Raw genomic sequence first — 25,855 nt, forward strand, 5'->3', positions numbered from 1 at the left:
GATGAGAGACCTCATCACTTTTTCAATTCTTTATCAATGGCCTTCTTCATACTATCGAAATCAGGGTTTGCAAGATTTCCGTTTACATATACTGAAGGAGCACCTTGAACTTTTAATTTTTGAGCACGATCTGAATCTTTACGTACTTTTTCTGTAATTTCTTTACTGTGTAAATCTTTCTTAAATTGCTCTACATCAACTTTTGGAAGTTTCTCTTTCACAATGCTAAGAAGCAAATCTTCTGTAATCCATTCTTCCGTATCTTTCTTTTGATTTTGATAAATCTCATCATAGAAAATCCAGAATGAATCTTTATCTTGTTTATAAATTGCTTCACCAGCTGCTGCACCTAAATCCGAGTCTTTTCCGATAAATGGGAAGTTAATAAAATATAACTGCACTTTGCCTTTATCAATATACTCTTCTTTTAATCGAGGTAATACTGTTACATCCCAAGTACGACAAGCAGGACATTTAAAGTCTCCAAATTCAACTACCTTAACTGGAGCATCATCTTTCCCTAAAGATTGTTGCGTGGAATAAGCAAACATCTCATTCCCTTTATCTTTTTTGTCATTTATGATGCTATACGCAATTGTTCCAATTACAATCAATACTGCGATAGAAAAAACTATACCAAGAGCCATGAGTTTATTTGATTTCATATACATTCCTCTTTAAATTCATATTCTGTATACAGCATTGTACACAATACACATAATATCAACACTTATATACGTCACGCAATGAACACGCTCACATAAATTACAAAAACACAATAATTGTGACGATATTGTGTCACAATTTGTCACAATTTATTCAAAAAAAGAAGCTCCTCTGTAGGAACTTCTCTTAACTTACTGCTTTTTTACGCGCACTATTTAACATCGACTGCTCTATTTTTATATCATGACGAATTACTAATTTCTCACTAACTGCTTGAACATACTCATCATGGCTTATATAGCCTTCTTTCTCCATTAGTCTCAACACAACATTTCGTCTCTCTACTGCTTTATCATAATTTTGGGCAGGTGAGTAATAAGCAGGTGCTTTTACTACAGCAGCCATCATTGCACTTTCCGCCAACGTTAATTGGTTCACCTTTTTACCGAAGTAAAGGTTTGCTGCTTTTTCAATTCCCCATGCTCCTTCACCATAATAAATGTTACTTACATATAATTTTAAAATTTCATCCTTCGTAAATGTGCGTTCAATTTTTTTCGTATAAAAAATCTCTTTCCACTTACGAGAAAATGTACGCTCATTAGTTAAAAAAGCATTTTTAGATAGCTGCTGTGTAATCGTGCTTCCTCCTTGCACGACACCACCAGCCTTTATATTCTCAACAGAGGCCCTAATAATTGCTATATAATCTAAACCGTTATGATGATAAAATCTTTTATCTTCTGTCGCAATAAATGCATGTGTTAATGATTCTGGCACCTCTAAATTAGCCGGTACATGTAATTTACTAATGTCACTTTTCTCAATCATTACATTTCCAATGAATAATAACGTACAACTTAACAATAATAATAATATAATGGCTTTATAAAAAAGTTTAGTCATTGGATTTAATGCAACTTTTTGATGATAGTTCACCCTAGATAATACTCGTTCTTTCATCTTGAACACCTCTTTTCCACACAGCATATAACTCTTACTTTAAGAATACATTGTTGTAAAAAAATATCCCATCGATTTCTCTTACACGTACCTTACATCATTGTAAGGTATAAAGTGAAACTTTAATCAGCCCTCACCAATCACGTTCCCGGCAAATAGCGGGGTAAAAAAGTATTGTATCACAGACCTTTTTTATCTACTATTCATCTGAAATATTGAATATAGATTATAGATTATATTCAATCACGAATAACCAATAACAGAGTAAGCCTTAAGGCTATTATATTTTCACTTTATACTTTAATTATATCATCTACAAATATATGTACTTTTGAGTATCTAGTAATCTTAATGTATATAACATATACATTATACAGAACAAACGTTCTATAAATCAATACTAACACTATTATTATTTTGACCTTTTTCTTAAACAGTATACAAAAAAGAGTAGTGATTTGAATGTATCTCAAATCAGCTACTCTTTTCTTTACAATCTTCCTATTAAATTATATGGCTGTACTTCCCACGTTTCATACGGAATACAATGTGTTGCACTCATTGCATCAAGCGTTCTGGATTTCATATGAGGACGAGTTATATACTCATCTATGTTCTCTTCATTTAAATCAACAAATTTAGCCTCTTGTATTTCTTCAGGTTGAATTTTTATTTCGCCACTCACATATGCTACTTTAAAAACAACAGCTAGAATGTGCATAGAGGCATTATAATAAACCCCGGTAATTCCGATAGGCTTCACCGTTAACCCTGTTTCCTCTTTTATTTCCCTACAGACAGCTTGATCGAGTGCTTCTCCTTCTTCTACCTGTCCTCCTGGCATTTCCCACGTATCAGCTCGCCAGTGTACCTTTGTTAATAACACTTCATTTTTCTCATTTGTTAAATAACCTGCTACGGCAACTATATGCTTTGGTGTCTTATGTTCCATACTAAGCCTCCTAGAAATAATGGTTATTTCATATATCCCTATAAGCATATTCCCTATCTACACCAAAATACCTTTAATAATTCATCACCTTAATTAACTTCATAAAAAAAGCCCCTATTCGTTAAACGAAAAGGGGCTTTCATCGTATTACTCTCCTAAGTCTACGTTGTGGTAAACCTGTTGTACATCTTCTAAATCTTCTAATGCATCAACCATTTTCTCAAATTGTACTTGAGCATCTTCAGGAAGTGTAACATCACTTTGTGCAAGCATTGTTAATTCTGCAACTGTAAATTCTTCAACACCAGCACCTTTAAGTGCAGATTGTACTGAATGGAATTGATCTGGTTCAGCATACACGATAACAGCATCTTCTTCGTCTAGAATGTCACGTGCATCTACATCTGCTTCCATTAAAATTTCAAGAACTTCATCTGATGTTTTACCTTCAAGGCCGATAACAGCTGTCGCATCAAACATGTAAGCTACAGAACCGTTTACACCCATGTTACCACTGTTTTTGCTAAATGCAGCTCGTACATCTGCTGCAGTACGGTTTACGTTATTTGTAAGTGTATCTACAATAACCATAGCTCCATTTGGTCCAAATCCTTCATAACGAAGCTCGTCATAATTTTCCTCTGAACCGCCTTTTGCTTTTTCAACTGCACGATCAATAATTGTTCTTGGTACATTGTATGTTTTCGCACGTTCTAATACGACTCTAAGCGCTTGATTTGATTCTGGATCTGGCTCGCCTTGTTTTGCCGCCACATAAATTTCACGTCCAAATTTCGCGTATATACGGCTTGTATTTGCATCTTTTGATGCTTTTTTGTCTTTAATATTGTTCCATTTACGGCCCATACTTTCCACTCTCTTTCTCGTTTTAAATCTACATAAAAATATTAATATGAAATATAATGTGTGTTCAACACATTTTTAAAAGAAATATAAAAAGTTCATTTTTGATTCATATTACAGACATAATATAAATCACTATCATTTTGTTCTTTCGACAAGTTATATTATACATGAATTCCTAAGTTTATTACGAATTTTAGCATCACATAATATAATTTAACAAAAAAGACTCTAACATTTCTATTAGAGTCTTTTTATATTGCAGATACCGATTTCCATAATATCCCCATAATTACTTTCTATTGTTGTACAATAAAAATAGGAAAAAATTTGAAGAAAAGGTAAAGGGGGAATTATGACACATTCAAATGAGAAAAAATTACATGCTTTTAAAGGAATAGGAGAGGAGTTAAACCCAACTATCTATCAAGTAAGATTCATGAAATTAGATGAACCAATCCAATTTGAGGCGTTTCCTGAATTGAAGGAATTAAGGGACTGGTTGAGTACTTCAACGCACATGTGGTCGTGCCACTCAACTATGTACAAATACAACAGAGAAAAGTTTGAAAAGAAGTTTTTAGAAATTACGAAATTAACAGCTGATCATGTACTAATATCTACTGGTGGTGTCGGATTTAACTTCATGTCACCCGGGTGGAGAAATTCTCTCTAGAGTGCTCGAAGGGCATATTATAGAATACCGCAATTAAAAGGATAAAATTGAATGTTTGTTTTTATCCTTTTAATGTTTCGCAGTTTACTCACCGTACACTTTTTGTGCTTATTTTGTCATGTAATGAAAAGAAAACACAAAAAAACTCTATACTAATTGTATAGAGTTTTTTTACGACGTTCATGATACCGATGGTCGGGGTCGAACCGACACTCCCGAAGGAACACGATTTTGAGTCGTGCGCGTCTGCCAATTCCGCCACATCGGCACAAAAGAAAAGGCGGCAACCGGATTTGAACCGGTGATAAAGGTTTTGCAGACCTCTGCCTTACCACTTGGCTATGCCGCCATATTAAATTTTATTGGAGCGGAAGACGGGATTCGAACCCGCGACCCCAACCTTGGCAAGGTTGTATTCTACCACTGAACTACTTCCGCAAAAATGGCTGGGCTAGCTGGATTCGAACCAGCGCATGACGGAGTCAAAGTCCGTTGCCTTACCGCTTGGCTATAGCCCATCGAATTCTTACTTAATTATATGTAAGTATCAATTAAATTATTTGTAATTTTTAAAATAAAAATGGGGCGACTGATGGGAATCGAACCCACGAATGCCGGAGCCACAATCCGGTGCGTTAACCACTTCGCCACAACCGCCATGTTGTGTAAATATATTTGGCAGGGGCAGTAGGAATCGAACCCACACTGGAGGTTTTGGAGACCTCAGTTCTACCTTTAAACTATGCCCCTATGTAAATGGTGGAGGGGGGCAGATTCGAACTGCCGAACCCGAAGGAGCGGATTTACAGTCCGCCGCGTTTAGCCACTTCGCTACCCCTCCGAAACTTACATGGTGCCGGCTAGAGGACTTGAACCCCCAACCTACTGATTACAAGTCAGTTGCTCTACCAATTGAGCTAAGCCGGCGTATTTTATTGAAATAAATGGTGGCTCGGGACGGAATCGAACCGCCGACACGAGGATTTTCAGTCCTCTGCTCTACCGACTGAGCTACCGAGCCTTATTAAAATGGCGGTCCCGACCGGGGTCGAACCGGCGATCTCCTGCGTGACAGGCAGGCATGTTAACCACTACACCACGGGACCATTTGGTTGCGGGGACAGGATTTGAACCTGCGACCTTCGGGTTATGAGCCCGACGAGCTACCGTACTGCTCCACCCCGCGATAATACTATTCATATAAAATTCATATGGTGGAGGATGACGGGATCGAACCGCCGACCCCCTGCTTGTAAGGCAGGTGCTCTCCCAGCTGAGCTAATCCTCCAAAGTGGTGACCCGTACGGGATTCGAACCCGTGTTACCGCCGTGAAAGGGCGGTGTCTTAACCACTTGACCAACGGGCCAATATGTATGGCAGAGAAGAAGGGATTCGAACCCTCGCACCGCGTTAGCGATCTACTCCCTTAGCAGGGGAGCCCCTTGAGCCACTTGGGTACTTCTCTGTATGGCTCCGCAGGTAGGACTCGAACCTACGACCGATCGGTTAACAGCCGATAGCTCTACCACTGAGCTACTGCGGAATAATGAAGACAATTTGTATCTTATAAAAATTCTTTCTGTAAGTCAAGAAGTTTTTAACAACATCTTGTTCAAACGTGACATGTTTATAATATACTGGATTGCGTTTTTACTGTCAAGATGTTTTCGATATCGGTTTGAGTTTCCCTTTACACTTTCCGCAGACATATCTTTTTGTATTTATTTGATGCCTTCTTACATATTGAAGTAAACACTCCATACATTCATACTTATAAATCTTTTTTTCCTTCTCTTCATTAATCATTCGTTTACAAAAACGAGGTGCATCAACTTTCTTTAACAACTCACGAAAATCTCTGTCCCTGTGCTTATACCCTCTTCCTGTAATATGCAAGTGATAATGACACAGTTCATGTTTGATGATTCCGATTAACTCCTCCTTACCATACATTTCGTAATATCGATAATTCAGTTCAACATTGTGACTCTTCAACAAATAACGCCCACCAGTTGTACGCAGCCTACTATTGAACGTTGCTTTATGTAAAAACGGCATTCCGAAGTATTGTAGCGATACTTCTTCCACTAGCCGTTGAATTTCTCCCTCGCCCATTCTCATTCCTCCTAAACAAAAAAATATTTTTACACTTTTCACGCTTCTTATACATATATTAAATAGTACATATACCCATCCTCATTCAAGACGCGTGGTTTCTAAAAACACAACATGAATAGAAATCCACTCACCAACCTCTCATCAATAGCACTTTAGATTTTTGAGAGTAGGATTAAACAAGGAGGGATTCCTATGCCTACGTGGCTAAAAAAACAGATGCAACGTGCATATTTCGAAAAAAACCGGTATCAAATTAAATTGCTAAATGAATGCTGGTTTTATTATAGCAAAATACATCAAAACTCATAATCCATTACACTTTTTATTCTATAAAAAAAGAGCAGTTTCATCTGCTCTCTTCTCTTACTATTCAATCGGCAACATAGATAGTGCAACGCGTCCTTTTTTTGTATCAATATCATCTACCCATACTTTTACAATTTGTCCTACTGATACAACATCTAACGGATGCTTTACAAACTGTTTACTAAGCTTAGAAATATGCACTAAACCATCTTGCTTTACGCCTACATCAACAAAAGCACCAAAATCAACAACGTTACGCACTGTTCCTTCTAGTTCCATACCACGTTTTAAATCTTCTAATTTCAAAATCCCTTTTTTCAGAAGTGGTTTAGGCAACTCATCCCTCATATCTCGTTCTGGGCTAATGAGCGCATCTATAATATCAACTAACGTCGGCTCCCCAACCCCCGTTTCTTGAGACAACTTAGGAATCTCTACTTCTTCCAATCTCTTTTGTAATTGCGGTTGTCCTACGTCATCTATCGATAACCCTAAACTCTTCAATAACAATTCAACATTTTTATATTGTTCGGGATGAATACCTGTTCGATCTAATGGATTCGCTCCTTCTAATATACGCAAGAAACCTATACATTGTTCGTACGTCTTTGCACCTAAACGTGGGATTTTCTTTAATTCCGTGCGCTTTGTGAATTTCCCATCCTCTTCTCTCTTTGCCACAATATTTTTCGCAACAGTTTTCGATAAACCTGAAACATATTGTAACAATGCAACCGAAGCCGTATTTACATTAACCCCAACTTGGTTAACAGCTGTCTCTACTACAAATGTTAATGACTCATTCAATCTCTTTTGAGATACATCATGTTGGTATTGTCCAACCCCAACTGATTTAGGATCAATTTTCACAAGTTCAGCCAGTGGATCTTGCAGACGTCTTCCAATAGAAACGGCACTTCTCTCTTCAACTTGTAAATTCGGGAATTCTTCACGAGCTAAATCAGAAGCTGAATATACACTAGCACCCGCTTCATTTACAATAATATAAAAGACTTCCTGTTTCACACTTTGTAATACATCTACTATAAATTCCTCTGTTTCTCTAGATGCTGTCCCATTACCAATTGCAATCATTTCAACTTGATATTTATCTATAATAGAAAGAACTTTCGTTTTTGCGTCATCATATTTACGAACAGGCGGATGCGGATAAATAACATCAATATGTAGTACTTTCCCCGTATCATCTACTACAGATAATTTACAACCAGTTCTATATGCCGGGTCTACCGCTAGCACGACTTTCCCTTTCATCGGAGGTTGTAATAATAAGTTACGTAAGTTCTCAGAGAAAATATGTATCGCTTGTTCTTCAGCTATTTCTGTTAATTCTTTACGAATTTCTCTTTCGATTGAAGATTGAATTAATCGTTTATAACCATCTTCAATCGCTAATTGTACATAATGCGCACTTTTAGAATCGTTATCACGAATTACTTTCTTATATAAGAAATTTAATATCTCATCTACTGGTGGGACAACAGAAACTCTCAATATATCTTCTTTCTCACCGCGATTCATTGCTAATACACGATGTGGTACTACTTTTTGCAATGGTTCTTCATAACTGTAATACATTTCATATATATTCTTTTCATCTTTTTCTTCACCTTTTACAGACGAAGACATAATACCTTTTCTAAAAGTAATATTTCGAATCCAACTACGATACGTAGCTTCATCTGAAATCATTTCTGCAATAATGTCTTGTGCACCTTGTAAAGCTTCTTCTGCAGATTGCACTTCTTTCTCTGCATTAATAAATTCCACTGCCTTTTTAGCCGGATCTTCTTTCTTATATAACAACAACCATTCAGCTAACGGTTCTAACCCTTTTTCTTTTGCAATCGTCGCTTTCGTTCTTCTTTTCTCTTTATATGGGCGATACAAATCTTCTACTTCCTGCAACTTTGTAGCTTTAACAATTTGCTGTCTCAGCTCTCCTGTCAGTTTTCCCTTCTCATCAATAAGACGAATAACTTCTTCCTTCCTATCTTCAAGTTGCATCATATATTGCCATCTCTCTAAAATCGCACGAATTTGCACCTCATCTAAAGAGCCTGTCCATTCTTTTCGGTAACGAGCAATAAATGGAACTGTGTTACCTTCTTCTGTTAATTGAATAACATGACGAACTTGCTTTTCGCTAAAGCCTAATTCTTTCACTAACATTTTCATTAACGCTTGTCGATTATCTACCATTTCCATATACAACCGTAACCTCCTCTATAATAAAAAAAAGTTGCCCTTCAAAGAGAGCAACTTAAACTGCCGATTTAAAAATCTATTAGTCCTAAACTAATTTGTAACGCTTCATCTACACGACTCATCATCACTTCATCTAAATGAGTGATTTTGTCCGTTAAGCGTTGCTTATCGATTGTTCGAATCTGCTCAAGTAAAATAACAGAATCTCTCTCAAAACCATACTTTTTCGCATCAATTTCCACATGAGTGGGTAATTTCGCTTTTTGAATCTGTGCAGTAATAGCCGCTACAATCACCGTTGGACTAAAACGATTTCCGATGTCATTTTGAATGACAAGAACCGGACGAACGCCTCCTTGCTCAGAACCAACAACTGGGGAAAGGTCTGCAAAATACACGTCGCCGCGTTTTACAATCAAAATATTACCCCCCGCTAACTAAGCGTTCTACTGTATGAGCTGCTTCATACTCCGCTAAGAAAGCTTCAGATGCAATACCAAGATTAATTTTTCCCATTTCAATATACCCACGTCGCATTGATTCATGTTGGTAGCGTTTCTTCGTCTTATGTTGACGCAATAACAATTGTGTTGCCTGGCAAATTAGTTCATGGCGATTCTTATTCTCTTGTTTTCCAATTCCGTCCAATTCCGTTACCATTTGCTTTGGCAACCGAACCACGATTTCAGTAGTTACACTTGATTCGGACACAAAAATACACCTCCACCGTCAACTACACACCCAAATATATATATGACACCTATTGTAATAATACCATTGTATGGAGCCTGTTGCAAAGACTTCCTTATTCCTTGCTTATGTTTTCCAATTCATAAACAAAACATTCATCTTCTTAAATTTTTTATCTCATAACTAACTAAAAACAATAGAACTCCTCTTCAAAACTTACGTGTAACTTATATAAAAAATGATTATAAGTAAAAAGCTTCTCATCAAAAAGAGCTTATTATCCAGCAATGAACAGTCACTCCAATGACAAGAAGCAATCATACTACCTTCTATATATTGTTCAAGTAATTAATTATCTCTACAACCTTACCATTCCGTATAAATATTCTTGGCACACGGAAACTGATCGTTGCAATAATTTCATAATTAATAGTCCCTGAATATTCCGCAACCTCTGTAGCGCTAATATACTCATCTCCCTGCCTTCCAATAAGCGTAACTTTCGTACCAAGCGGCACTTCACAAGGAAGATGAATCATGAACTGATCCATTGTTACTCGCCCTACAATCGGTACCCTTTTACCATTTATAAGCACTTCAAATCCTTGTAATCTTCTAAGCCATCCATCTGCATAACCAATCGCTACAGTCGCGATCCATTCTTCAGTTTTCGTTCGATAAGTGACGTTATAACTAATTCCATCACCTTTAATCACCTGTTTAATATGAGCTACTTTCGTATGCAGTGATAGCGCCGGTTCTAATTCAAATGGTAAAAAAGGACGTATTTCTACAGAAGGAGATAATCCATACATTGCAATCCCAATTCGCACTGCATTAAATGTAATCCCTTGAAAACGTAACGTGGCAGCACTATTAGCTGTATGGACAAACTTAGGATCCACTCCGAATTCTTTCAACCAACTTAACTGCTCTAAGAACGTGTTATATTGCTTATCAAAATACGAAGTCTCAACCTCATCTGCCGTTGCAAAATGCGTGTATACTCCTTCTAACTCTAAAAACGGTGCACCTTCTAAACTCTTTAAAAATGCTTTCAGTTCTTTTCTTTCACGTATTCCAATTCTCCCCATACCACTATCAAAGTTAATATGGAATTTCATCACAGATGAACCATCCCAAAGTTTAATTGCTTCGTCCACCCATTCTTTTTGAAAAACAGTTAGCGCTACATCATTTTCAGCAGCTACATTTACATCACGCGGCGGCGAGGGACCTAACACTAAAATCGGCACAGTAATACCAGCCCTCCGAAGCACTAAAGCTTCATCTAAAAAAGCCACAGCTAACCTTGTTGCACCCGCTTCTAATGCCGTTTTAGCCACCGGTACATAATCGTGCCCATACGCGTTTGCTTTAACTACAGCAAAAATCTCTACATCACTTGGGATGAACTCTTTAATATGTGTAACGTTGTTATAAATGGCATCTAAATCCACTTCCACCCAAGTGTCACGGTAAAATGGTGCTTCTTCCATAAATACACTTCCTTATACACGATATGCGAAGCTTATTCTTTTATATGCTTCTTTTATGAAATCCACCTTCAAACTAAGAAAAGACGTGGTGCACATATATCACCACGTCTAAGAAGTCTACTTCACCTGCTTCGCTGTAACTGAACGAGCAACCATTAGTAGCTCCTTCGGCTCTAAACCTTTAGACACGAGCATATATTCTACTCCGTTATGCGACCACGTTACAGAGTCTTTCGTCAATGCACCAATCGTAAACCCAAGATCAACTGGTTCTCCACTTACACTTACCGCTGATGAAGCCTCTGCAACTTTTGCCTTTTCTTGTATTAAAGTAAAGGATTTCTTATTTCCAGTGTATGTGAGTATCGCACGCTTGCCACTGTCTGTCTTCAACTCTTTTTCATCTTGCAGAGTCATACCTTGCGGTGTATCAAGTGGATACAAAATAGCAAACGGTTTGTCTTCTTTCGCTGTTGTTTGAACATCTACCTGCGCTCTAGACATATTTTGTTTCGTATCAAATGCACCTTTATCAAATTTCGCATCGAATTTCACCTTAGAGAAATCTACTTTTACAAGAACATTTTGATCATTATCCATTAACTTCACTGAAACTGGAGTCAAATCGCTCTTCTTCAGCGTAATCTCTTGTTTCGGCAACATATTTTGATGTTGATAGTTTGTTTTTGTTTTAAAAATATAATACTTATCTGTTTTCTCGAAAGTAAGGTTTTTCTTATCCTGCAAAATATCTCTTACAAGTGATTCATATAAATAAGCCTGGCTGCTATTTTGCGGCCAATCACTTTGAAAACGGAAGCTCTTATTAAGTGCTGGCGTTAATACAAATACACCTTCTTCATTTCTTAAAATGATTTGGCTCTGATCTTTTTTTGCATTCTTTAAATTCACACGATAAAAAGACGGTTCCTTATGCCAAATCTCTACATTATACTCCTGAGGCTCATTTCCTGTTTTAATAGATAATTTCGCTTCAGCTTGATAACTTTTCATCCCTTTTACTTTTGCCTCTAAATCTCTCACGACATCATCTTGTTTCTTTTCCACACAACCCGCCAACACAAAAACGGTCAACAAACCGACAAGAACTAAAAACAGACGCCTTTTCATCACTTCAGCCCCTTTGCCCCTATAAATGAATGGAAGATGTACCTTCCTTATCGCTACCTCAAATATATGAGACAAAGATATAAAATATGCAGACTAGCGTGACGAGCTTTCTAAAACAACTTGAGCAACAGCAAATTCCTTACTATGACTAATTGATAAATGAACAACACACTCTGTACTTGTAATCAGAATCGGCTTACCTCTTTCATCATTTTCCACTTCAATATCTAAAAAGCTCACTTCTTTCCCGATACCAGTACCTACAGCTTTTGAATACGCCTCTTTCGCTGCAAACCTTCCAGCTACAAACTCTGTAAGACGACTTCCTTTCAGCTCCATAGCAACATTACGTTCATTTTCTGTTAAAATACGTTCCATAAATTTAAGCTTTCCATCTAGCATTTTTTCAATACGATTTAATTCAATAATATCGATTCCAATCCCTATAATCATTTCAAAATCCCCTTCTTCTATTTAACTTTCTTCTTTCATATTGATAAGAATAACAGAGAATCTTTCTGATGCAAAAGGGGTGATAGTAACCGTATGCTAATAAGATCTACTCAGATTTCTTTACAACCGACTATTCTCACCTTACTTTTTATTCACTTAGTCATGATGATATTAGGCGACTTTTTCCTCTTCCCACTGGCAGCCTCTAATGAATATATCGCTAAAGGAGAATGGTGGCGTGTCATAACTTCCCTTCTGGTACACGTAGACTTACAACATTTTCTTTCTAATAGTATTTTTTTGTTTGCACTTGGTTCTTCTATCGAAAAGCAACTCGGACACTTTTCTTTTTTTATTCTATTTTTTCTTTCTGGAATTTCCGGAAATATTTCTTCTTATATTATTATGCCTCCTGAATATATTCACGCAGGTGCATCAGGTGGTATTTTCGGACTATTAGGCGCACAATTATTTTTATTGTACAATCGATACCGCTCTTCAAAACCAAAAGAAATTGCCATTTTCTCAATTGTGATACTTCTATTACTGCTATTTACTTTCTTTAATCCTTCCGCCAATCCGATCAGTCATTTAACAGGTTTAATAACCGGCGGCATTTTAACTCCCTTTTTAACAAAAAAAAACGATGGTGCAAAGCTTATTTAATATAAAAGCTTGCACCATCGATAATTTCTACATCTACCTGTTCGTTTAAATCCCTCATTAATTGAAATAAAGACTCATCCTTCATCTTCGCCTCAATCATACAATCAATTTGCGGAACACTTCCCTTTATCCTTCTTAAAAAAGATAAAAATGCGTCTACATTAATATAATCTGCATGAGCTCTTGGATCTTTTCCCTCTCTAGGGCTAGAGATATGCATTTTAACCGGTAACAAAGATGTTTCCCACGTATGAACAACACGTGCCCAATCTTCATACCAATCTTCTTGCTCATTATTCATCATATGGTGATGCAAATCAAACACGACGGGAATATCTAATTTTTCTCCTAAATATAATGTTTCCTCTAACGTAAAAGTTGTATCATCATTTTCTAATATAATCATTTCTTGAATACCCCTTGGGACATTAGACCAATTCTCTATAAAACGCTCTAATGCAAGTTCTTTATCTTTATACCCTCCTCCAACATGTAGTACACATCGTTGCTTATGTTCAATCCCCATGCCTTTTAATAATTTTTTGTGCATCTGCAATGTCTTTACAGATTGTTTAAAAACACTCTCCTCAGGTGAATTTAGTACAACAAAATGATCTGGATGGAAATCAATTCGCATATTCATATGAATTGCATATTCACCTAATTCTTTCAATTTTTCTTTTAAAGGACGAATATAGTTCCACTCTAGCAATTCCTCATGATTCGCTAAAGGAATGAGCTTAGAACTAAGCCGAAAGAAAGATATGTCATGTCCCTTATTATGCTTTAATAAACGTAAACAATTTTCCAAATTGGAATTAGCAATTCTTTCAAGTTTACGAATTGCAGCATCACGATCATCTATTTTCTGAAACTGTGCGTACGTCATCGTTTGAGATGGGGATGCATTCTTCAAATGCACACTCATCGCAACGTAACCAAGCCTTACAAGCATATAACAGCCCCTTTTCTATCATAACTACTATGTAGTATGCACAATTACAGAAATAAAAAAAGAGAATGCCAACAAAGGGCATTCTCTTTTTTATTAAGCTTGTGGACGGCTATGATGTTTTCTTTCGCCGCGTCCATTTGAAGATCCTGGGCGACCTTGACCTTCACCTCTACGACCACGACTACCACCATCACGATTACGATCACGGTTTCCATCACGATTGCGATCACGGTTTCCGTCACGATTACGTCCATCACGGTTACGACCATCGCCACCGCCACGTCCGTCACGACTACGATTACGGTTACCATCACGGTATCCGCCTCCGTTACCGCCACGTTTTTTAGAACCGCCACCTCTTGAAACAACTGGTGGTTCTGATGTTAAAGCGATCGGAGTTGTATCCGGCTCTTTAGTCATCATTTTTAAAGCAGCAGCTACTACTGTTACAGAGTCATTCTCTTCTAACATTTCTTCTGCAATACGCTTGTAGTATGATAAGTTCTCATTTTGGATTGTGCTTTGAAGTTTTTCAGCGATTAAACGTTGTTGACCTTCTAATGCCTCATCAAGTGTCGGTGCTTCCATACGATCAACTTTACGCTTTGTTGTACGCTCGATATTTTTTAATTGTCCTGATTCACGTGGTGTTACAAATAACATTGCAATACCTTTTTTACCTGCACGGCCAGTACGACCGATACGGTGAACGTATGATTCTGGATCTTGTGGGATATCGAAGTTGTATACGTGTGTTACGCCTGAAATATCAAGACCACGTGCAGCAACGTCTGTTGCAACAAGAACTTCAATAGCACCTTCTTTAAATTTACGTAATACAGACATACGTTTCGCCTGTGTTAAGTCACCATGAATACCTTCTGCTGCATAACCACGTAAGTTTAATGCTTCTGATAATTCATCAACACGACGCTTTGTACGACCGAATACGATCGCAAGCTCTGGAGATTGAATATCTAGTAAGCGTGTTAACACGTCAAACTTTTTCTTTTCTTGCACTTCTAAATAGAACTGCTGAATGTTTGGCATTGTTACTTCTTTTGCTTTTACTTTAATGTGTTGAGGCTCAGTCATGAAACGCTCAGCAATACGACGGATTGGATCTGGCATTGTCGCTGAGAATAATAATGTTTGATGTGTTTCTGGCACATCTGTTAAAATCGCTTCAATATCTTCAATGAAGCCCATGTTTAACATTTCATCCGCTTCATCAAGAACAACAGTCTCTACGTTTTGTAAGCGAAGTGTTTTACGGTTAATATGATCTAAAATACGACCCGGCGTACCAACAATAATGTGTGGGTGTTTTTTTAGAGCACGAATTTGGCGGTTAATATCTTGACCACCATAAATTGGTAGAATACGAACACGTTTATGTTTACCAATTTTGTATAGCTCTTCTCCAACTTGAATTGCTAATTCACGCGTTGGCGCGATAACAATACCTTGAACTGCTTCTTTATTTGTATCCACTTTATCTAATAGTGGTAATCCGAATGCTGCTGTTTTCCCTGTACCTGTTTGCGCTTGCCCAATAATATCCTTACCTTGCAATGCATGTGGAATTGTTTCAGCTTGAATCGGCGTAGCCTCTTCAAAGCCCATACTTTCAACCGATTGCAGTAAAGACTCACTTAATCCTAATTCTCGAAATGTTGTCAATGTTACTTCTCCTTTTCTATCCTATACTTATCATTTAAAAAAAGGCGTTTTCCGAATTTGCGGAAAAGCCCTTTTCCTGAATGCTCACGTATATAACCGGGCGTATATTCTTCACGAAAATACTTCTAAACGTTATTACACTTTATCAATTATAAGTTTTGTATGTGTAAAAAGCAAACCCAACTGTTACCTTATTTTATATTCAGGGCCTTTTTCTTTACTTTTATTTTTTTATCATTTACTGTAAGCGCTTATTATAAGTTTCTTCTATTTTCGTGACTATCATCCCTATTTATATACACCAATTATTTCAACATCGTAATTACTTCTTCTAATTTCATACCGCGAGATGCTTTTATTAATACAACATCTTTCGCATCGACTACTGCTTGTAAATCTCTTACTAACTCTTCTTTATTATCATACGCCTTTACACGTTCATTAGGGAAATTAATTTTTGCTCCTTCAGCAATTTGAGCTCCTAATCTACCGTATGTGAATACATGTGAGATTTTTGCTGGATCAATTAATTTACCTACCTCATAATGGAACTGCACTTCTCGATTTCCAAGTTCTAACATATCACCAAGCACAACGATTTTTTTAGTAAATCCATCTAAACCATTCATTAAATGGAATGCTGCCTCCATAGCCGTCGGACTTGCATTATAAGCATCGTTGATAATTGTTAATCCACTATCCGTTTTTACAATCTCCATACGCATGCCCGTCATTTGAAGTGTTACTAAACCTTGTTTCATTTCTTCCCACGTCACACCAAAATGTGTCGCAATTGCCATTGAAGCAAGTGTATTGTACACATTATGTTTTCCTAACACCGGTAGGTAGAATGAAATATTTTCATCTCTATTCATTTTAAAATGTGTCCCAGTTGCCTGTAATGTTACAGTTGTTGGATAGTAATCGTTGGCTCTTGCATCACCAAACGTAACTGTTTCCGCTGCTAAATTCATTTCAGGAACACGATTCGTTAATAACGGCTCATCTCCATTATATACGAACACGCCACCTTCTTGTAACCCTGTAACAATTTCTAATTTCGCTTCAGCAATGGCCTCACGAGATCCTAAATCCATTAAATGTGCTTCACCAATATTCGTAATGATAGCTGCATTAGGACGAGCTAACTTAGATAAAAATTCAATCTCTCCTCGGCTTGACATACCCATTTCTAATACAGCTACTTCTGTATTTTCTTCTAAGTTTAAAATAGTGAGAGGTAACCCAATATGGTTATTGAAATTTCCTTCTGTTTTTTGAACTTTGAACTTAGTCGCGAGAATACTTGTCACAATATCTTTCGTGGATGTTTTACCGTTACTACCTGTCACACCAACAACTTTAACATCCAATTGATCGCGATAGTTTTTCGCTAACATTTGCAGTGCAGATAGCGTATCTTCTACAAAAATAACCGGAAGATTCTCGGGTGGATTTGCTACATCTTTCATCCACAATGTAGCTACAGCTCCATTTTCAACTGCTTTATCTACAAAAGCATGTCCATCGAAACGCTCCCCTTGAATCGGAACATATAAGTTTCCTTTTTCAATTTTTCTCGTATCAATAGACACGCCTTGAATAATAGTTCCCTCATATTGCTCTGCTAATCCAGTACCATTTACCATCTGTTCTACTTGCTTTAACATTCGCTTTATCATATAGAAACGCTCCTTACATAGAGGAAGCACTATTCCTACGAATAGTGCTTCCTCCTTTTTTTGTTAGATTGTATATTTAATTTTTTGTTTTTCTTCGTGACGTTCAATCGCTAAACGAATTAACTCTTCGATTAACTCTGGATACGGTAACCCAGTATGTTGCCATAATAGAGGGAACATACTAAACGGTGTAAATCCTGGCATAGTGTTTACTTCGTTAATATACACTTCTCCGTCTTTCGTTAAGAAGAAATCAGCTCGCGTTAAGCCTGCACCATCTAATGATTGGAACGCAATAATTGCATCACGCTTAATCACATCAGATTCTTCTTCTGTCATTTCAGCTGGAATAATTAACGCCGTATCACCATCGATATATTTCGACTTATAATCATAGAAGTCCTTTTTCGGAACGATTTCACCTACAACTGAACATTTCGGCTCATCATTACCTAGTACCCCAACTTCTACTTCACGACCTACAATATTTTCTTCTACAATAATTTTGCGATCAAATTGAAATGCCTCTACAAATGCATTCTCAAGTTCTTCACGATTTTTACACTTATTAATACCAACACTTGAACCAAGGTTTGCTGGTTTTACGAAACAAGGATATCCTAACTTATCTTCTACTTTAGAATAAGCTTCCTGACGATCTTTTTCCCATGCACTGCGAATGAAAGACGCATATTTTGCTTGTTTTAAACCAGCCTCTGCAAAGATGTTTTTCATAACAACTTTATCCATACCAGCAGATGATGCTAGAACACCATTTCCTACATACGGAATATTCATCAATTCTAATAATCCTTGAACCGTTCCATCTTCACCGTTTGGTCCATGTAGTAATGGGAAAATAACATCAATAGCGTTTTCCTCAGAAGCTGCAGATGGAATAATCTCTGTACTTAATGATAACGGAGAAATCGCATTTTCTGCACCACTCATTTTTAAAGCTTCAACATCTGTTATTTCACCTTCAATACGCTCACCACGTACCCATTGACCTTGTTCTGTAATATAAATTGGATGAATCTCGAATTTATCTTGATTTAACGCTTTAATAGCAGCAAGAGCCGTCTGTAACGAAACTTGATGCTCAGCTGATTTTCCACCATATAATAAACCTAATTTAATTTTTGTCACTGAAATCACCCTAACCAATTGTTTTCATTTTTCTATTTTAGCACTTTTTATAAAAATAGGTAGTTCCTATTTGAAATAAAATGTAACTTCCACAAATAATTAAATGACACCACTTATTGGTTTTCTACACTTTTTCTATTCCACTACTATACAAAGGTGAATTTTAAAATGAAATGGTAATCCTATCTAGTTATGTACCTAAAATATGTAGAAATCCCCTTTTTTGTGTATGTCACCTATTTACTAAGAAGATTGCTTGGTTAGTGTATCTTTTTGCCTTTGCTCAACAAGGCGATCTAAAGAAATATATACAATACCTGCAACTACACATCCTACAGCTAAAATTGTAAATAGCAAGTGGCCAAGTAATCGATCTAATAAAAAACCTCCCAAAAGTGGACCAAATGCGCTTCCTGTAATCCACTGCAAACTTGCAGCGCCCATATAAGTCCCTCTCAAATGCTCAGGGGCCAAGTTTGCTACAAATGTCATCTGTACAGGCGACATAATCATCTCACCTAACGTATATATAGCATAAACGAACAGTAGTGTTATTAAAATAACTGTAGCATTTGTATTAAACTCTCCAAACCACTTCGGTAACCACCCTATAAAAAACAATCCAATCCCGAACAAACATGCACCATATAACATCGTCTTCCCGACTGGTTTATCCGTAGCCCATTTTGAAATTTGAAATTGGAATAAAACAACTAATAGTCCGTTTAACGCCATTAAATATGGATATGGATTATTCGCTCCAAAAATACGCTTCATTTCGTTATCAAAATGTAGTGGCAACATGCCTTCTGTTTGAGAAAACCCCATCGAAATGATAATACCTGCTAATAAGTAAATCATTAATGCCTTATCTCGCATGACAATTTTCCAAACTGCCCCAGATTCCTTTTCTTTATGTTCTTCCTTATCTGTCCTCTTTGGCATCGTCTCTTGAATAAGAAGCAATACAAGTAACGCATAAAATAGCATTGTAGAAGAGGCAATAATAAACACAAGATTCTTTGACAACACAACTACTGATGCTCCCATTATCGGACCAATCGCAGCACCTATATTGTGTCCCATTCGTAATAAACCATATGCCTCTGTTCTTTTTTCTGGTGCCGTTACATCTGCGACCATAGCTGATGCAGCTGGATGAAATAAAGAATTACTTAATCCTAAAAAAATAGATAAAATTGCATATGGAATAAATCCTTCTATAAATAGAAAACCGAGCATTAATAATGCATTACTTGCCATAGAAAATATCATAATCGGCTTTCTTCCATATATGTCAGCAATTCTCCCTCCTATAAGTGACCCAAAGCTTGCAGCAATTGGAGAAAGCGCCATAATAACCCCAACTTCCAACAACGAATCTACCTTATCTTTTAAATATAATGCAAAAAAAGGCATTAACATCATCATTGCAATTCCATTTAACGTCTCTCCAATAAATCGGATCCATACGTTACGGTCCATCTCCCTTAACTCACGCCACGTATTTTTCATCATTTCACTCCTTTAGTTAGCCAACAATTATCTTATAATAAGTTCAGAAAAATGTAAATTTTCAAATAAAAAATCCATTCTAACAGAATTAGAATGGATTTTTTCCGCTTATAAATTCGCAACATCTTCTTCTTTTTTACTATTATTTAAAGCACTATGTTTTCGGCTATATAAGAAGTAAACCGCTATACCAATAACCATCCATATCCCAAAACTAATCCATGCTGTCCCCGATAATTGAAGCATTAAGTATAAACAGAAAATCACTGTTAACGCTGGTAAAAACGGTACAAGCGGAGCCTTAAATGCCCTTGGTAAGTCTGGATGGGTTCTTCTCATTACAATTACCGCAACAGCTACGAGTGCAAATGCTGACAATGTCCCCATGTTTACAAGATGTGCTAAAACATTTAAATCTATTAATCCTGAAATCAGTGCCGCAATAATTCCCGTTGTCCATGTATTTAAAAATGGCGTTTTAAATTTCGGATGAACTTTAGCAAGACGCTTCGGTAATAAACCATCTCGGCTCATCGCATAAGAAACACGAACTTGCCCATACATCATAACTAGCATTACTGTTGTAATCCCTGTAATTGCTCCTACTGAAATTACCCCCGCTAAGCCATCTTGTCCAATAAATTGCAGTGCAAAAGCAACTGGATCTGATATATTTAGCTGGCCGTATGGAACAATTCCTGTCAAAATAAGCGAAACAACGATATAAAGAACTGTACAAATTAATAACGATGCAATAATACCAATTGGTAAATCACGTTGCGGACGTTTCACTTCTTCTGCCGCTGTTGAAACTGCATCAAATCCTATAAATGCGAAGAATACTGTGGCCGCTCCAGCCATTACACCATCTAAACCAAATGGCATAAAAGGCGTCCAGTTTTCAGGTTTCACATAATTAAAACCAGCAAAAATAAAAATAAGAACAACTGCTATTTTAATAAATACCATAATGTTATTTACTCGTGCACTTTCACGAACACCTCTAGATAAAAGAACTGTCATCACTAAAATAATTAGAACTGCAGGTAGATCAATTATTCCACCCTTTCCTGTACCAGGAGCCGAGGAGAGAATAGTCGGAATGTGGATTCCAAACCCCTTTAATAAAGATTGAAAATATGCAGACCAACCGTTTGCTACAGCAGATGTAGCAAGTAAATATTCAAGCATTAAGTCCCAGCCAATTAAAAATGCGAATACTTCCCCCATCGTCGCGTATGTATACGTATACACACTGCCCGAGACAGGAACTGAAGAAGCAAATTCAGCATAACAAAATGCAGCAAAGGCACAAGCTAGCGCGGCAATCGCAAATGATAATATAATAGCTGGCCCAGAATGTTTCGCTGCCACAACACCCGTTAGAACAAAAATACCAGTTCCAACAATTGCTCCGATTCCAAGCATAGTTAAATCTAGCGCGCCCAATGTTCTTGCTAACGTTTTTTGCTTACTTTCTTGCATTAACTTTGCAATTGGCTTCTTTTGAAAAATTTGCTTCATCTTTCACTCCTCCAAGTTTTAAATTTTCTGAAAATTTTTAATTCGCTTTTTATTTTACTCATTACGCTTTTCCTAGTCAATACTTTTGTCGAAACAAGTAGAAATTCTTCTGAATATGCACTATCCTTATCATTCTTTCTATATATCTTTCGACAACTCTTTTTGGTATTATTATACATGTCGATTCCATAAAAAAGGCATGCTCCCTTATTGAGAGCATGCCTTTTTTTACTTATTTCACAGTATATGAACCTTGTTCAATCCAACTATACATATACTTTTCATCTTCTGTTTCATGTGCTTGTTTTACAATACGAAGCGGACGGAATGTGTCTATCATAACAGCTAATTCAAGTGTCTCTTTCTTCCCGATACTTGCCTCTGTTTTCCCCGGATGCGGCCCATGGGGAATCCCGCTCGGATGAAGTGTAATAGAACCTTCTTCCACACCTTTGCGACTCATAAAGTTTCCTTCTACATAGTAAAGAACTTCATCACTATTAACATTACTATGATAATATGGTGCCGGAATTGACTCTGGATGATAATCGTATAAACGTGGTACGAAAGAGCAAATAACAAAATTATGCCCTTCAAATGTTTGATGTACTGGCGGTGGCTGATGAATGCGCCCTGTAATTGGTTCAAAATCCTCTACATTAAATACCCACGGATATAAATAGCCATCCCATCCAACAACATCTAACGGGTGGTGTCCTAAAACATGTTTATGCATATAGCCTCTTGATTTTGTCATTACGACAAACTCGCCTTTTTCATCATATGTCTCTAATTTTTCTGGACCACGAAGATCTCTTTCACAAAACGGACTATGCTCTAACAATTGTCCGTATTCATTTCGATAACGACGCGGCGTTGTAATTTGGCTATTCGCCTCTACAACAAGAAACTTAGTCTCTCCTTCATCTGGAATAACACGATAAATCGTTCCAATTGGGATCGTTACATAGTCGCCTTTTCTATAGTGAATCGTTCCAAACATCGTTTCAATTTTCCCTGTTCCATAATGAACAAATAACATTTCGTCGCCATCACCATTACGATAGAAATAATCCATTTTTTCTGTTGGGCTCACTACTCCAATTAACAAATCTTCATTTCCAAGTATGAAATTTCGTCCACTTATTGCATCACCACTTTTTTTATTTTCTTTCGTTCGGAAGTGGCGATGAGAAAGGGCAACATCCTCTTCATACTGCAACTGACAAGAATGCGATAATGCAGAATGACCTACTTCTGTTGGCATATAGTGATGATACAAAATAGACTGCGTACCAGAAAATCCTTTCGTTCCCATTACCTGTTCACGATAAAGCGATCCATCTTTTTTACGAAATTGTACATGTCGTTTATGAGGTAGTTCTCCCATGTGACGATAAAACATGCCCATCACCCGCTTCCTTTTCTTTTTTGATCGTATTACGTAGTGTACCTAAACCAGTAATCGACAGCTCTACAACATCTCCATCTTGTAGCCACTCTTCTGTACCAAGTTCTAAAATACAGCCTGTTCCTACTGTCCCAGAACCAATCACATCTCCTGGATATAACGTCACGTCCTCTGAAGCACGTTCAATCATTTCAGCAAATGTATAGTAAATATCTTGGAAGTTTCCCTTTGATAATAGTTTTCCATTTACATGAGCAGTCATTTCTAAATCATATCGATCACCATTACGATAAACATCTAATTCCTCTTTCGTAACAAGATGTGCTCCTAACGAAGTTGCAAAGTCCTTTCCTTTCGCAGGACCGAGACCTACTTTCATTTCTGTTGCTTGTAAGTCTCTCGCACTCCAGTCGTTCATAATACAATAACCAAAAATATATTCCTCTGCTTGCTCACGAGAAATATTTCGCCCTTCTTTTCCTATTACGCAAGCAATCTCCAACTCATAATCAAGCTTTTTAGACTTTTTCGGACCAATTACAAAATCACCGGAACCAATTACAGCACGATGATTAGTAAAATAAAAAACCGGAATATCATACCATTCAGGCACAACATCTAGTCCTCTTCGTCCACGAGCTGTTTTTACATGTTGTTCAAATGCGTAAAAATCTCGAATACTACTCGGATTAGGAAGAGCAGCTGTCAATTGTACTTCTTCTAAAGCATATATACCCTTATTTGGATTCTTAATATTCCGCACTACTTCTACATACTCATCCGTTTTCTCTAAAAAAGCCATTATAGAAGAAGGGATTTTCCCTTCACTAGCAAGATTCATATCTATTACTTTGTCACCTTCAAGCCATCCAGCCCGTATTTCTTTTGAAGGAAGACGAAATGTAACAAATTTCATCCTGATTCCTCCTTATAAAAATGAAATTTCCACCAGCAAAGGGACTTTTGCTGGTGGATATAAATCTTATAAGTTTCCGCGACGCTCTTGTTCTCTTTCAATTGATTCGAATAACGCTTTAAAGTTTCCTTCACCAAATCCACGAGAACCTTTACGTTGAATGATTTCAATAAATAAAGTCGGGCGATCTACAATTGGTTTCGTAAAGATTTGTAGTAAGTAACCTTCATCATCACGATCTACTAAGATCTTTAATTCTTTTAATTTATCAATTTCTTCATCGATTTTTCCAACTCGTGCAGTTAACTCATCATAATAAGTATCAGGTGTATCTAAAAACTCCACCCCATTTGCACGAAGCGCTTCAACCGTTTTAACAATATCACTTGTTAATAAAGCAAGATGCTGTACACCAGCTCCATTATAGAATTCTAGATACTCTTGAATTTGTGACTTTCTCTTTCCGTCTGCTGGTTCGTTAATAGGAAACTTAATACGGCTTCCATTTGTCATAACTTTCGACATTAAAGCCGAATACTCTGTACTAATATCATCATCATCAAAATGAATCATTTGTTTAAAGCCCATGACATTCTCGTAATAACTAACCCACTCTTCCATTTTTTCAACATTACCAACTACATGATCGACAGCAATTAAGCCAGACTCTTCAAATGGAATATTAAACTCTACCTTTTGGAATCCTGGCATAAATGCCCCTTTATAATTTTTACGCTCTACAAGCGTATGAATTGTATCACCATACGTACCAATAACTGCTTTTTTCAATGTACCGTCCTCATCTGTTAATTCCTCTGGTGGAGCAATTGCGACGGCACCACGTTTCACTGCTTCTGAGTATGCTTTATCAACATCATCAACAAGTAGTGCCACATCCTTCACGCCATCACCATGAGTCTTTACAAACTCTGCAATACGATTTTCACTACTTAAAGCTCCAGACACAACAAAACGCATATTTTTTTGCACAAGAACATAAGATACCTTTTCACGGTTTCCAGTTTCTAATCCAGAGTAAGCCACAATTTTGAATCCGAATGCTCTCGCAAGATAATAACTCGATTGCTTTGCATTCCCTACGTAAAATTCTAAATGATCTACATCACGTACTGGAAAAAAGTCCTCCATTTGTGCAGCTAGCGTATCCATAGATTTTTGTTTCATAATATCTTCATCCCCCTGTAAATAGATTAAATGGTCCATACTTAAAACCAACCGAAAACGCTTCCAACATAAATAAATAGAAATTAGTTAGCAAGCTAACAAATTCTGACCTTTAAAATTTTCTATCTTTTCTGTCAAATTCCTCTTTTTTTCTTACATATAAAATTCGACTTTTTTCTCTTTGAAATAAAGTGAAACTTTAATCAGCCCTCACCAATCAGGCTTTTACTCAGTTGATTTTTGATTATTCGTTGAATCAAGTTGCAACCGCAGCGTCTAATTAGCCATGGATGCTAAATAATGAGGTAACTTTAATACTTGAAGGTATATAAGAAGAAAATAAAAAAGACTCCAACATATTAACTACTTACTAATACGTTAGAGTCTTTATTTTTTTTGAATGGTTGTATTTACATATATCATACTAATACACTTGCAAGGAATAGAATAAATGATGTTAATATTACCGCTCCACCTAAGGATCCTAATAAATCCGTTTTTGTTACTTGAAACACTTGTTCACTGTTCATATCCCTCATTCTCCTTCCATTTTTGTTTGATTTAAAACTTCTATTATACTAATACGCTTGATAGAAATACGATTAATGCTGTTAATACTAC

Annotated in this window: 24 protein-coding genes and 15 tRNA genes; 3 read left to right on the plus strand and 36 right to left on the minus strand. The window is 36.8% G+C overall.

Going from position 1 to position 25,855, the window contains the following annotated elements; all coding sequences use genetic code 11:
• Positions 1-14: 14 nt before the first annotated feature.
• The 4 genes from BUA87_RS24035 to BUA87_RS24050 all read right to left on the minus strand — a co-directional run bounded on the left by BUA87_RS24035 (position 15) and on the right by BUA87_RS24050 (position 3,448).
• Complete coding sequence (locus BUA87_RS24035) at positions 15-665, minus strand: DsbA family protein (RefSeq protein ID WP_000841308.1); 651 nt, start codon at positions 663-665, stop codon at positions 15-17.
• 187 nt (positions 666-852) lie between these two features.
• On the minus strand, positions 853-1,629 hold the full coding sequence (locus BUA87_RS24040; RefSeq protein ID WP_000664716.1) for a transglycosylase domain-containing protein: 777 nt from the start codon (positions 1,627-1,629) through the stop codon (positions 853-855).
• A gap of 490 nt (positions 1,630-2,119) precedes the next feature.
• Positions 2,120-2,581 (minus strand): NUDIX hydrolase, encoded by a 462-nt coding sequence (locus tag BUA87_RS24045; protein ID WP_072941029.1) that lies wholly within the window; start codon positions 2,579-2,581, stop codon positions 2,120-2,122.
• Between the two features lie 147 nt (positions 2,582-2,728).
• The gene (locus BUA87_RS24050; protein WP_072941031.1) at positions 2,729-3,448 is read right to left on the minus strand and encodes a YebC/PmpR family DNA-binding transcriptional regulator; all 720 of its coding nucleotides are present in this window, start codon (positions 3,446-3,448) and stop codon (positions 2,729-2,731) included.
• A gap of 352 nt (positions 3,449-3,800) precedes the next feature.
• On the opposite strand from BUA87_RS24050, the gene BUA87_RS24055 reads away from it, so the two are divergent.
• A complete protein-coding gene (locus BUA87_RS24055; protein ID WP_000149819.1) occupies positions 3,801-4,121 on the plus strand; it encodes a DUF3884 family protein in 321 nt (106 codons plus the stop codon).
• Between the two features lie 186 nt (positions 4,122-4,307).
• Here the strand turns inward: BUA87_RS24055 and BUA87_RS24060 are convergent.
• The 16 genes from BUA87_RS24060 to BUA87_RS24135 form a co-directional block, all read right to left on the minus strand.
• A tRNA-Leu gene (locus BUA87_RS24060) sits at positions 4,308-4,389 on the minus strand.
• Between the two features lie 10 nt (positions 4,390-4,399).
• A tRNA-Cys gene (locus BUA87_RS24065) sits at positions 4,400-4,470 on the minus strand.
• Between the two features lie 14 nt (positions 4,471-4,484).
• Positions 4,485-4,559: transfer RNA gene (locus tag BUA87_RS24070), tRNA-Gly, on the minus strand.
• A gap of 5 nt (positions 4,560-4,564) precedes the next feature.
• Positions 4,565-4,639 (minus strand) — tRNA-Gln (locus tag BUA87_RS24075).
• 63 nt (positions 4,640-4,702) lie between these two features.
• Positions 4,703-4,778, minus strand: a tRNA-His gene (locus BUA87_RS24080).
• A gap of 19 nt (positions 4,779-4,797) precedes the next feature.
• Positions 4,798-4,871, minus strand: a tRNA-Trp gene (locus BUA87_RS24085).
• A 7-nt stretch (positions 4,872-4,878) separates the two neighbouring features.
• Positions 4,879-4,962: transfer RNA gene (locus BUA87_RS24090), tRNA-Tyr, on the minus strand.
• 10 nt (positions 4,963-4,972) lie between these two features.
• Positions 4,973-5,048, minus strand: a tRNA-Thr gene (locus tag BUA87_RS24095).
• Positions 5,049-5,066: 18 nt separating this feature from the next.
• Positions 5,067-5,142 (minus strand) — tRNA-Phe (locus tag BUA87_RS24100).
• Between the two features lie 9 nt (positions 5,143-5,151).
• Positions 5,152-5,227 (minus strand) — tRNA-Asp (locus BUA87_RS24105).
• 3 nt (positions 5,228-5,230) lie between these two features.
• Positions 5,231-5,307, minus strand: a tRNA-Met gene (locus BUA87_RS24110).
• 26 nt (positions 5,308-5,333) lie between these two features.
• Positions 5,334-5,409 (minus strand) — tRNA-Val (locus BUA87_RS24115).
• 4 nt (positions 5,410-5,413) lie between these two features.
• Positions 5,414-5,488 (minus strand) — tRNA-Glu (locus tag BUA87_RS24120).
• Between the two features lie 8 nt (positions 5,489-5,496).
• Positions 5,497-5,587 (minus strand) — tRNA-Ser (locus BUA87_RS24125).
• 3 nt (positions 5,588-5,590) lie between these two features.
• Positions 5,591-5,665: transfer RNA gene (locus tag BUA87_RS24130), tRNA-Asn, on the minus strand.
• Between the two features lie 113 nt (positions 5,666-5,778).
• The gene (locus BUA87_RS24135; protein WP_071713820.1) at positions 5,779-6,237 is read right to left on the minus strand and encodes a SprT family protein; all 459 of its coding nucleotides are present in this window, start codon (positions 6,235-6,237) and stop codon (positions 5,779-5,781) included.
• Positions 6,238-6,432: 195 nt separating this feature from the next.
• Between BUA87_RS24135 and cmpA the strand changes: the two genes are divergently transcribed.
• Positions 6,433-6,549, plus strand: a complete 117-nt coding sequence (gene cmpA, locus BUA87_RS30580; RefSeq protein WP_001143640.1) for a cortex morphogenetic protein CmpA — start codon at positions 6,433-6,435, stop codon at positions 6,547-6,549.
• 57 nt (positions 6,550-6,606) lie between these two features.
• Here the strand turns inward: cmpA and BUA87_RS24140 are convergent, their stop codons facing one another.
• The 6 genes from BUA87_RS24140 to acpS all read right to left on the minus strand — a co-directional run bounded on the left by BUA87_RS24140 (position 6,607) and on the right by acpS (position 12,548).
• The gene (locus tag BUA87_RS24140) at positions 6,607-8,775 is read right to left on the minus strand and encodes a Tex family protein (RefSeq protein ID WP_071713819.1); all 2,169 of its coding nucleotides are present in this window, start codon (positions 8,773-8,775) and stop codon (positions 6,607-6,609) included.
• A 68-nt stretch (positions 8,776-8,843) separates the two neighbouring features.
• Positions 8,844-9,194, minus strand: coding sequence for a type II toxin-antitoxin system endoribonuclease NdoA (gene ndoA, locus BUA87_RS24145; protein ID WP_000635965.1), 351 nt, complete (start codon positions 9,192-9,194; stop codon positions 8,844-8,846).
• Positions 9,195-9,198: 4 nt separating this feature from the next.
• A complete protein-coding gene (locus BUA87_RS24150; protein ID WP_000004570.1) occupies positions 9,199-9,486 on the minus strand; it encodes an antitoxin EndoAI in 288 nt (95 codons plus the stop codon).
• Between the two features lie 308 nt (positions 9,487-9,794).
• Complete coding sequence (alr, locus tag BUA87_RS24155) at positions 9,795-10,964, minus strand: alanine racemase (RefSeq protein ID WP_000390593.1); 1,170 nt, start codon at positions 10,962-10,964, stop codon at positions 9,795-9,797.
• A gap of 117 nt (positions 10,965-11,081) precedes the next feature.
• On the minus strand, positions 11,082-12,032 hold the full coding sequence (locus BUA87_RS24160) for a LolA family protein (RefSeq protein WP_002094231.1): 951 nt from the start codon (positions 12,030-12,032) through the stop codon (positions 11,082-11,084).
• A gap of 156 nt (positions 12,033-12,188) precedes the next feature.
• Positions 12,189-12,548, minus strand: a complete 360-nt coding sequence (gene acpS / locus BUA87_RS24165) for a holo-ACP synthase (protein ID WP_071713817.1) — start codon at positions 12,546-12,548, stop codon at positions 12,189-12,191.
• A 93-nt stretch (positions 12,549-12,641) separates the two neighbouring features.
• Here acpS and BUA87_RS24170 point away from each other — a divergent pair, with 93 nt between their 5' ends.
• Positions 12,642-13,214: a rhomboid family intramembrane serine protease gene (locus BUA87_RS24170; RefSeq protein ID WP_000908526.1), complete on the plus strand. Its 573-nt coding sequence runs from the start codon at positions 12,642-12,644 to the stop codon at positions 13,212-13,214.
• On the opposite strand, the gene uvsE is transcribed toward BUA87_RS24170, so the two are convergent.
• The 10 genes from uvsE to BUA87_RS24225 form a co-directional block, all read right to left on the minus strand.
• Entirely contained in the window at positions 13,207-14,169 is a 963-nt protein-coding gene (gene uvsE / locus BUA87_RS24175) for a UV DNA damage repair endonuclease UvsE (RefSeq protein ID WP_000961144.1), read from the minus strand. The genes BUA87_RS24170 and uvsE overlap by 8 nt on opposite strands.
• Before the next feature lie 93 nt (positions 14,170-14,262).
• A complete protein-coding gene (locus BUA87_RS24180; protein ID WP_000206602.1) occupies positions 14,263-15,852 on the minus strand; it encodes a degradosome RNA helicase CshA in 1,590 nt (529 codons plus the stop codon).
• A gap of 305 nt (positions 15,853-16,157) precedes the next feature.
• The gene (gene murF, locus BUA87_RS24185) at positions 16,158-17,534 is read right to left on the minus strand and encodes a UDP-N-acetylmuramoyl-tripeptide--D-alanyl-D-alanine ligase (protein ID WP_072941033.1); all 1,377 of its coding nucleotides are present in this window, start codon (positions 17,532-17,534) and stop codon (positions 16,158-16,160) included.
• Positions 17,535-17,597: 63 nt separating this feature from the next.
• Positions 17,598-18,683 carry a D-alanine--D-alanine ligase gene (locus tag BUA87_RS24190; RefSeq protein WP_071713815.1) on the minus strand — a complete coding sequence of 362 codons (1,086 nt, stop codon included), beginning with the start codon at positions 18,681-18,683 and terminating at the stop codon, positions 17,598-17,600.
• Between the two features lie 243 nt (positions 18,684-18,926).
• Positions 18,927-20,198 (minus strand): MDR family MFS transporter, encoded by a 1,272-nt coding sequence (locus tag BUA87_RS24195; RefSeq protein WP_000799720.1) that lies wholly within the window; start codon positions 20,196-20,198, stop codon positions 18,927-18,929.
• A gap of 108 nt (positions 20,199-20,306) precedes the next feature.
• On the minus strand, positions 20,307-21,722 hold the full coding sequence (locus BUA87_RS24200) for a branched-chain amino acid transporter BcaP (RefSeq protein ID WP_000809361.1): 1,416 nt from the start codon (positions 21,720-21,722) through the stop codon (positions 20,307-20,309).
• A 232-nt stretch (positions 21,723-21,954) separates the two neighbouring features.
• The gene (locus BUA87_RS24210; RefSeq protein ID WP_014481934.1) at positions 21,955-23,127 is read right to left on the minus strand and encodes a homogentisate 1,2-dioxygenase; all 1,173 of its coding nucleotides are present in this window, start codon (positions 23,125-23,127) and stop codon (positions 21,955-21,957) included.
• A complete protein-coding gene (locus BUA87_RS24215; protein WP_000673993.1) occupies positions 23,093-24,049 on the minus strand; it encodes a fumarylacetoacetate hydrolase family protein in 957 nt (318 codons plus the stop codon). Before BUA87_RS24215 ends, BUA87_RS24210 begins: the two co-directional genes overlap by 35 nt.
• Positions 24,050-24,115: 66 nt before the next feature.
• Positions 24,116-25,234 (minus strand): 4-hydroxyphenylpyruvate dioxygenase, encoded by a 1,119-nt coding sequence (hppD, locus tag BUA87_RS24220; RefSeq protein WP_000810920.1) that lies wholly within the window; start codon positions 25,232-25,234, stop codon positions 24,116-24,118.
• A gap of 419 nt (positions 25,235-25,653) precedes the next feature.
• On the minus strand, positions 25,654-25,764 hold the full coding sequence (locus BUA87_RS24225; RefSeq protein ID WP_001083691.1) for a DUF3948 family protein: 111 nt from the start codon (positions 25,762-25,764) through the stop codon (positions 25,654-25,656).
• Between the last annotated feature and the right edge of the window lie 91 nt (positions 25,765-25,855).

It is taken from the genome of Bacillus sp. bc15 (genome assembly GCF_900142585.1).
In the GTDB taxonomy this organism is placed as follows: domain Bacteria; phylum Bacillota; class Bacilli; order Bacillales; family Bacillaceae_G; genus Bacillus_A; species Bacillus_A cereus.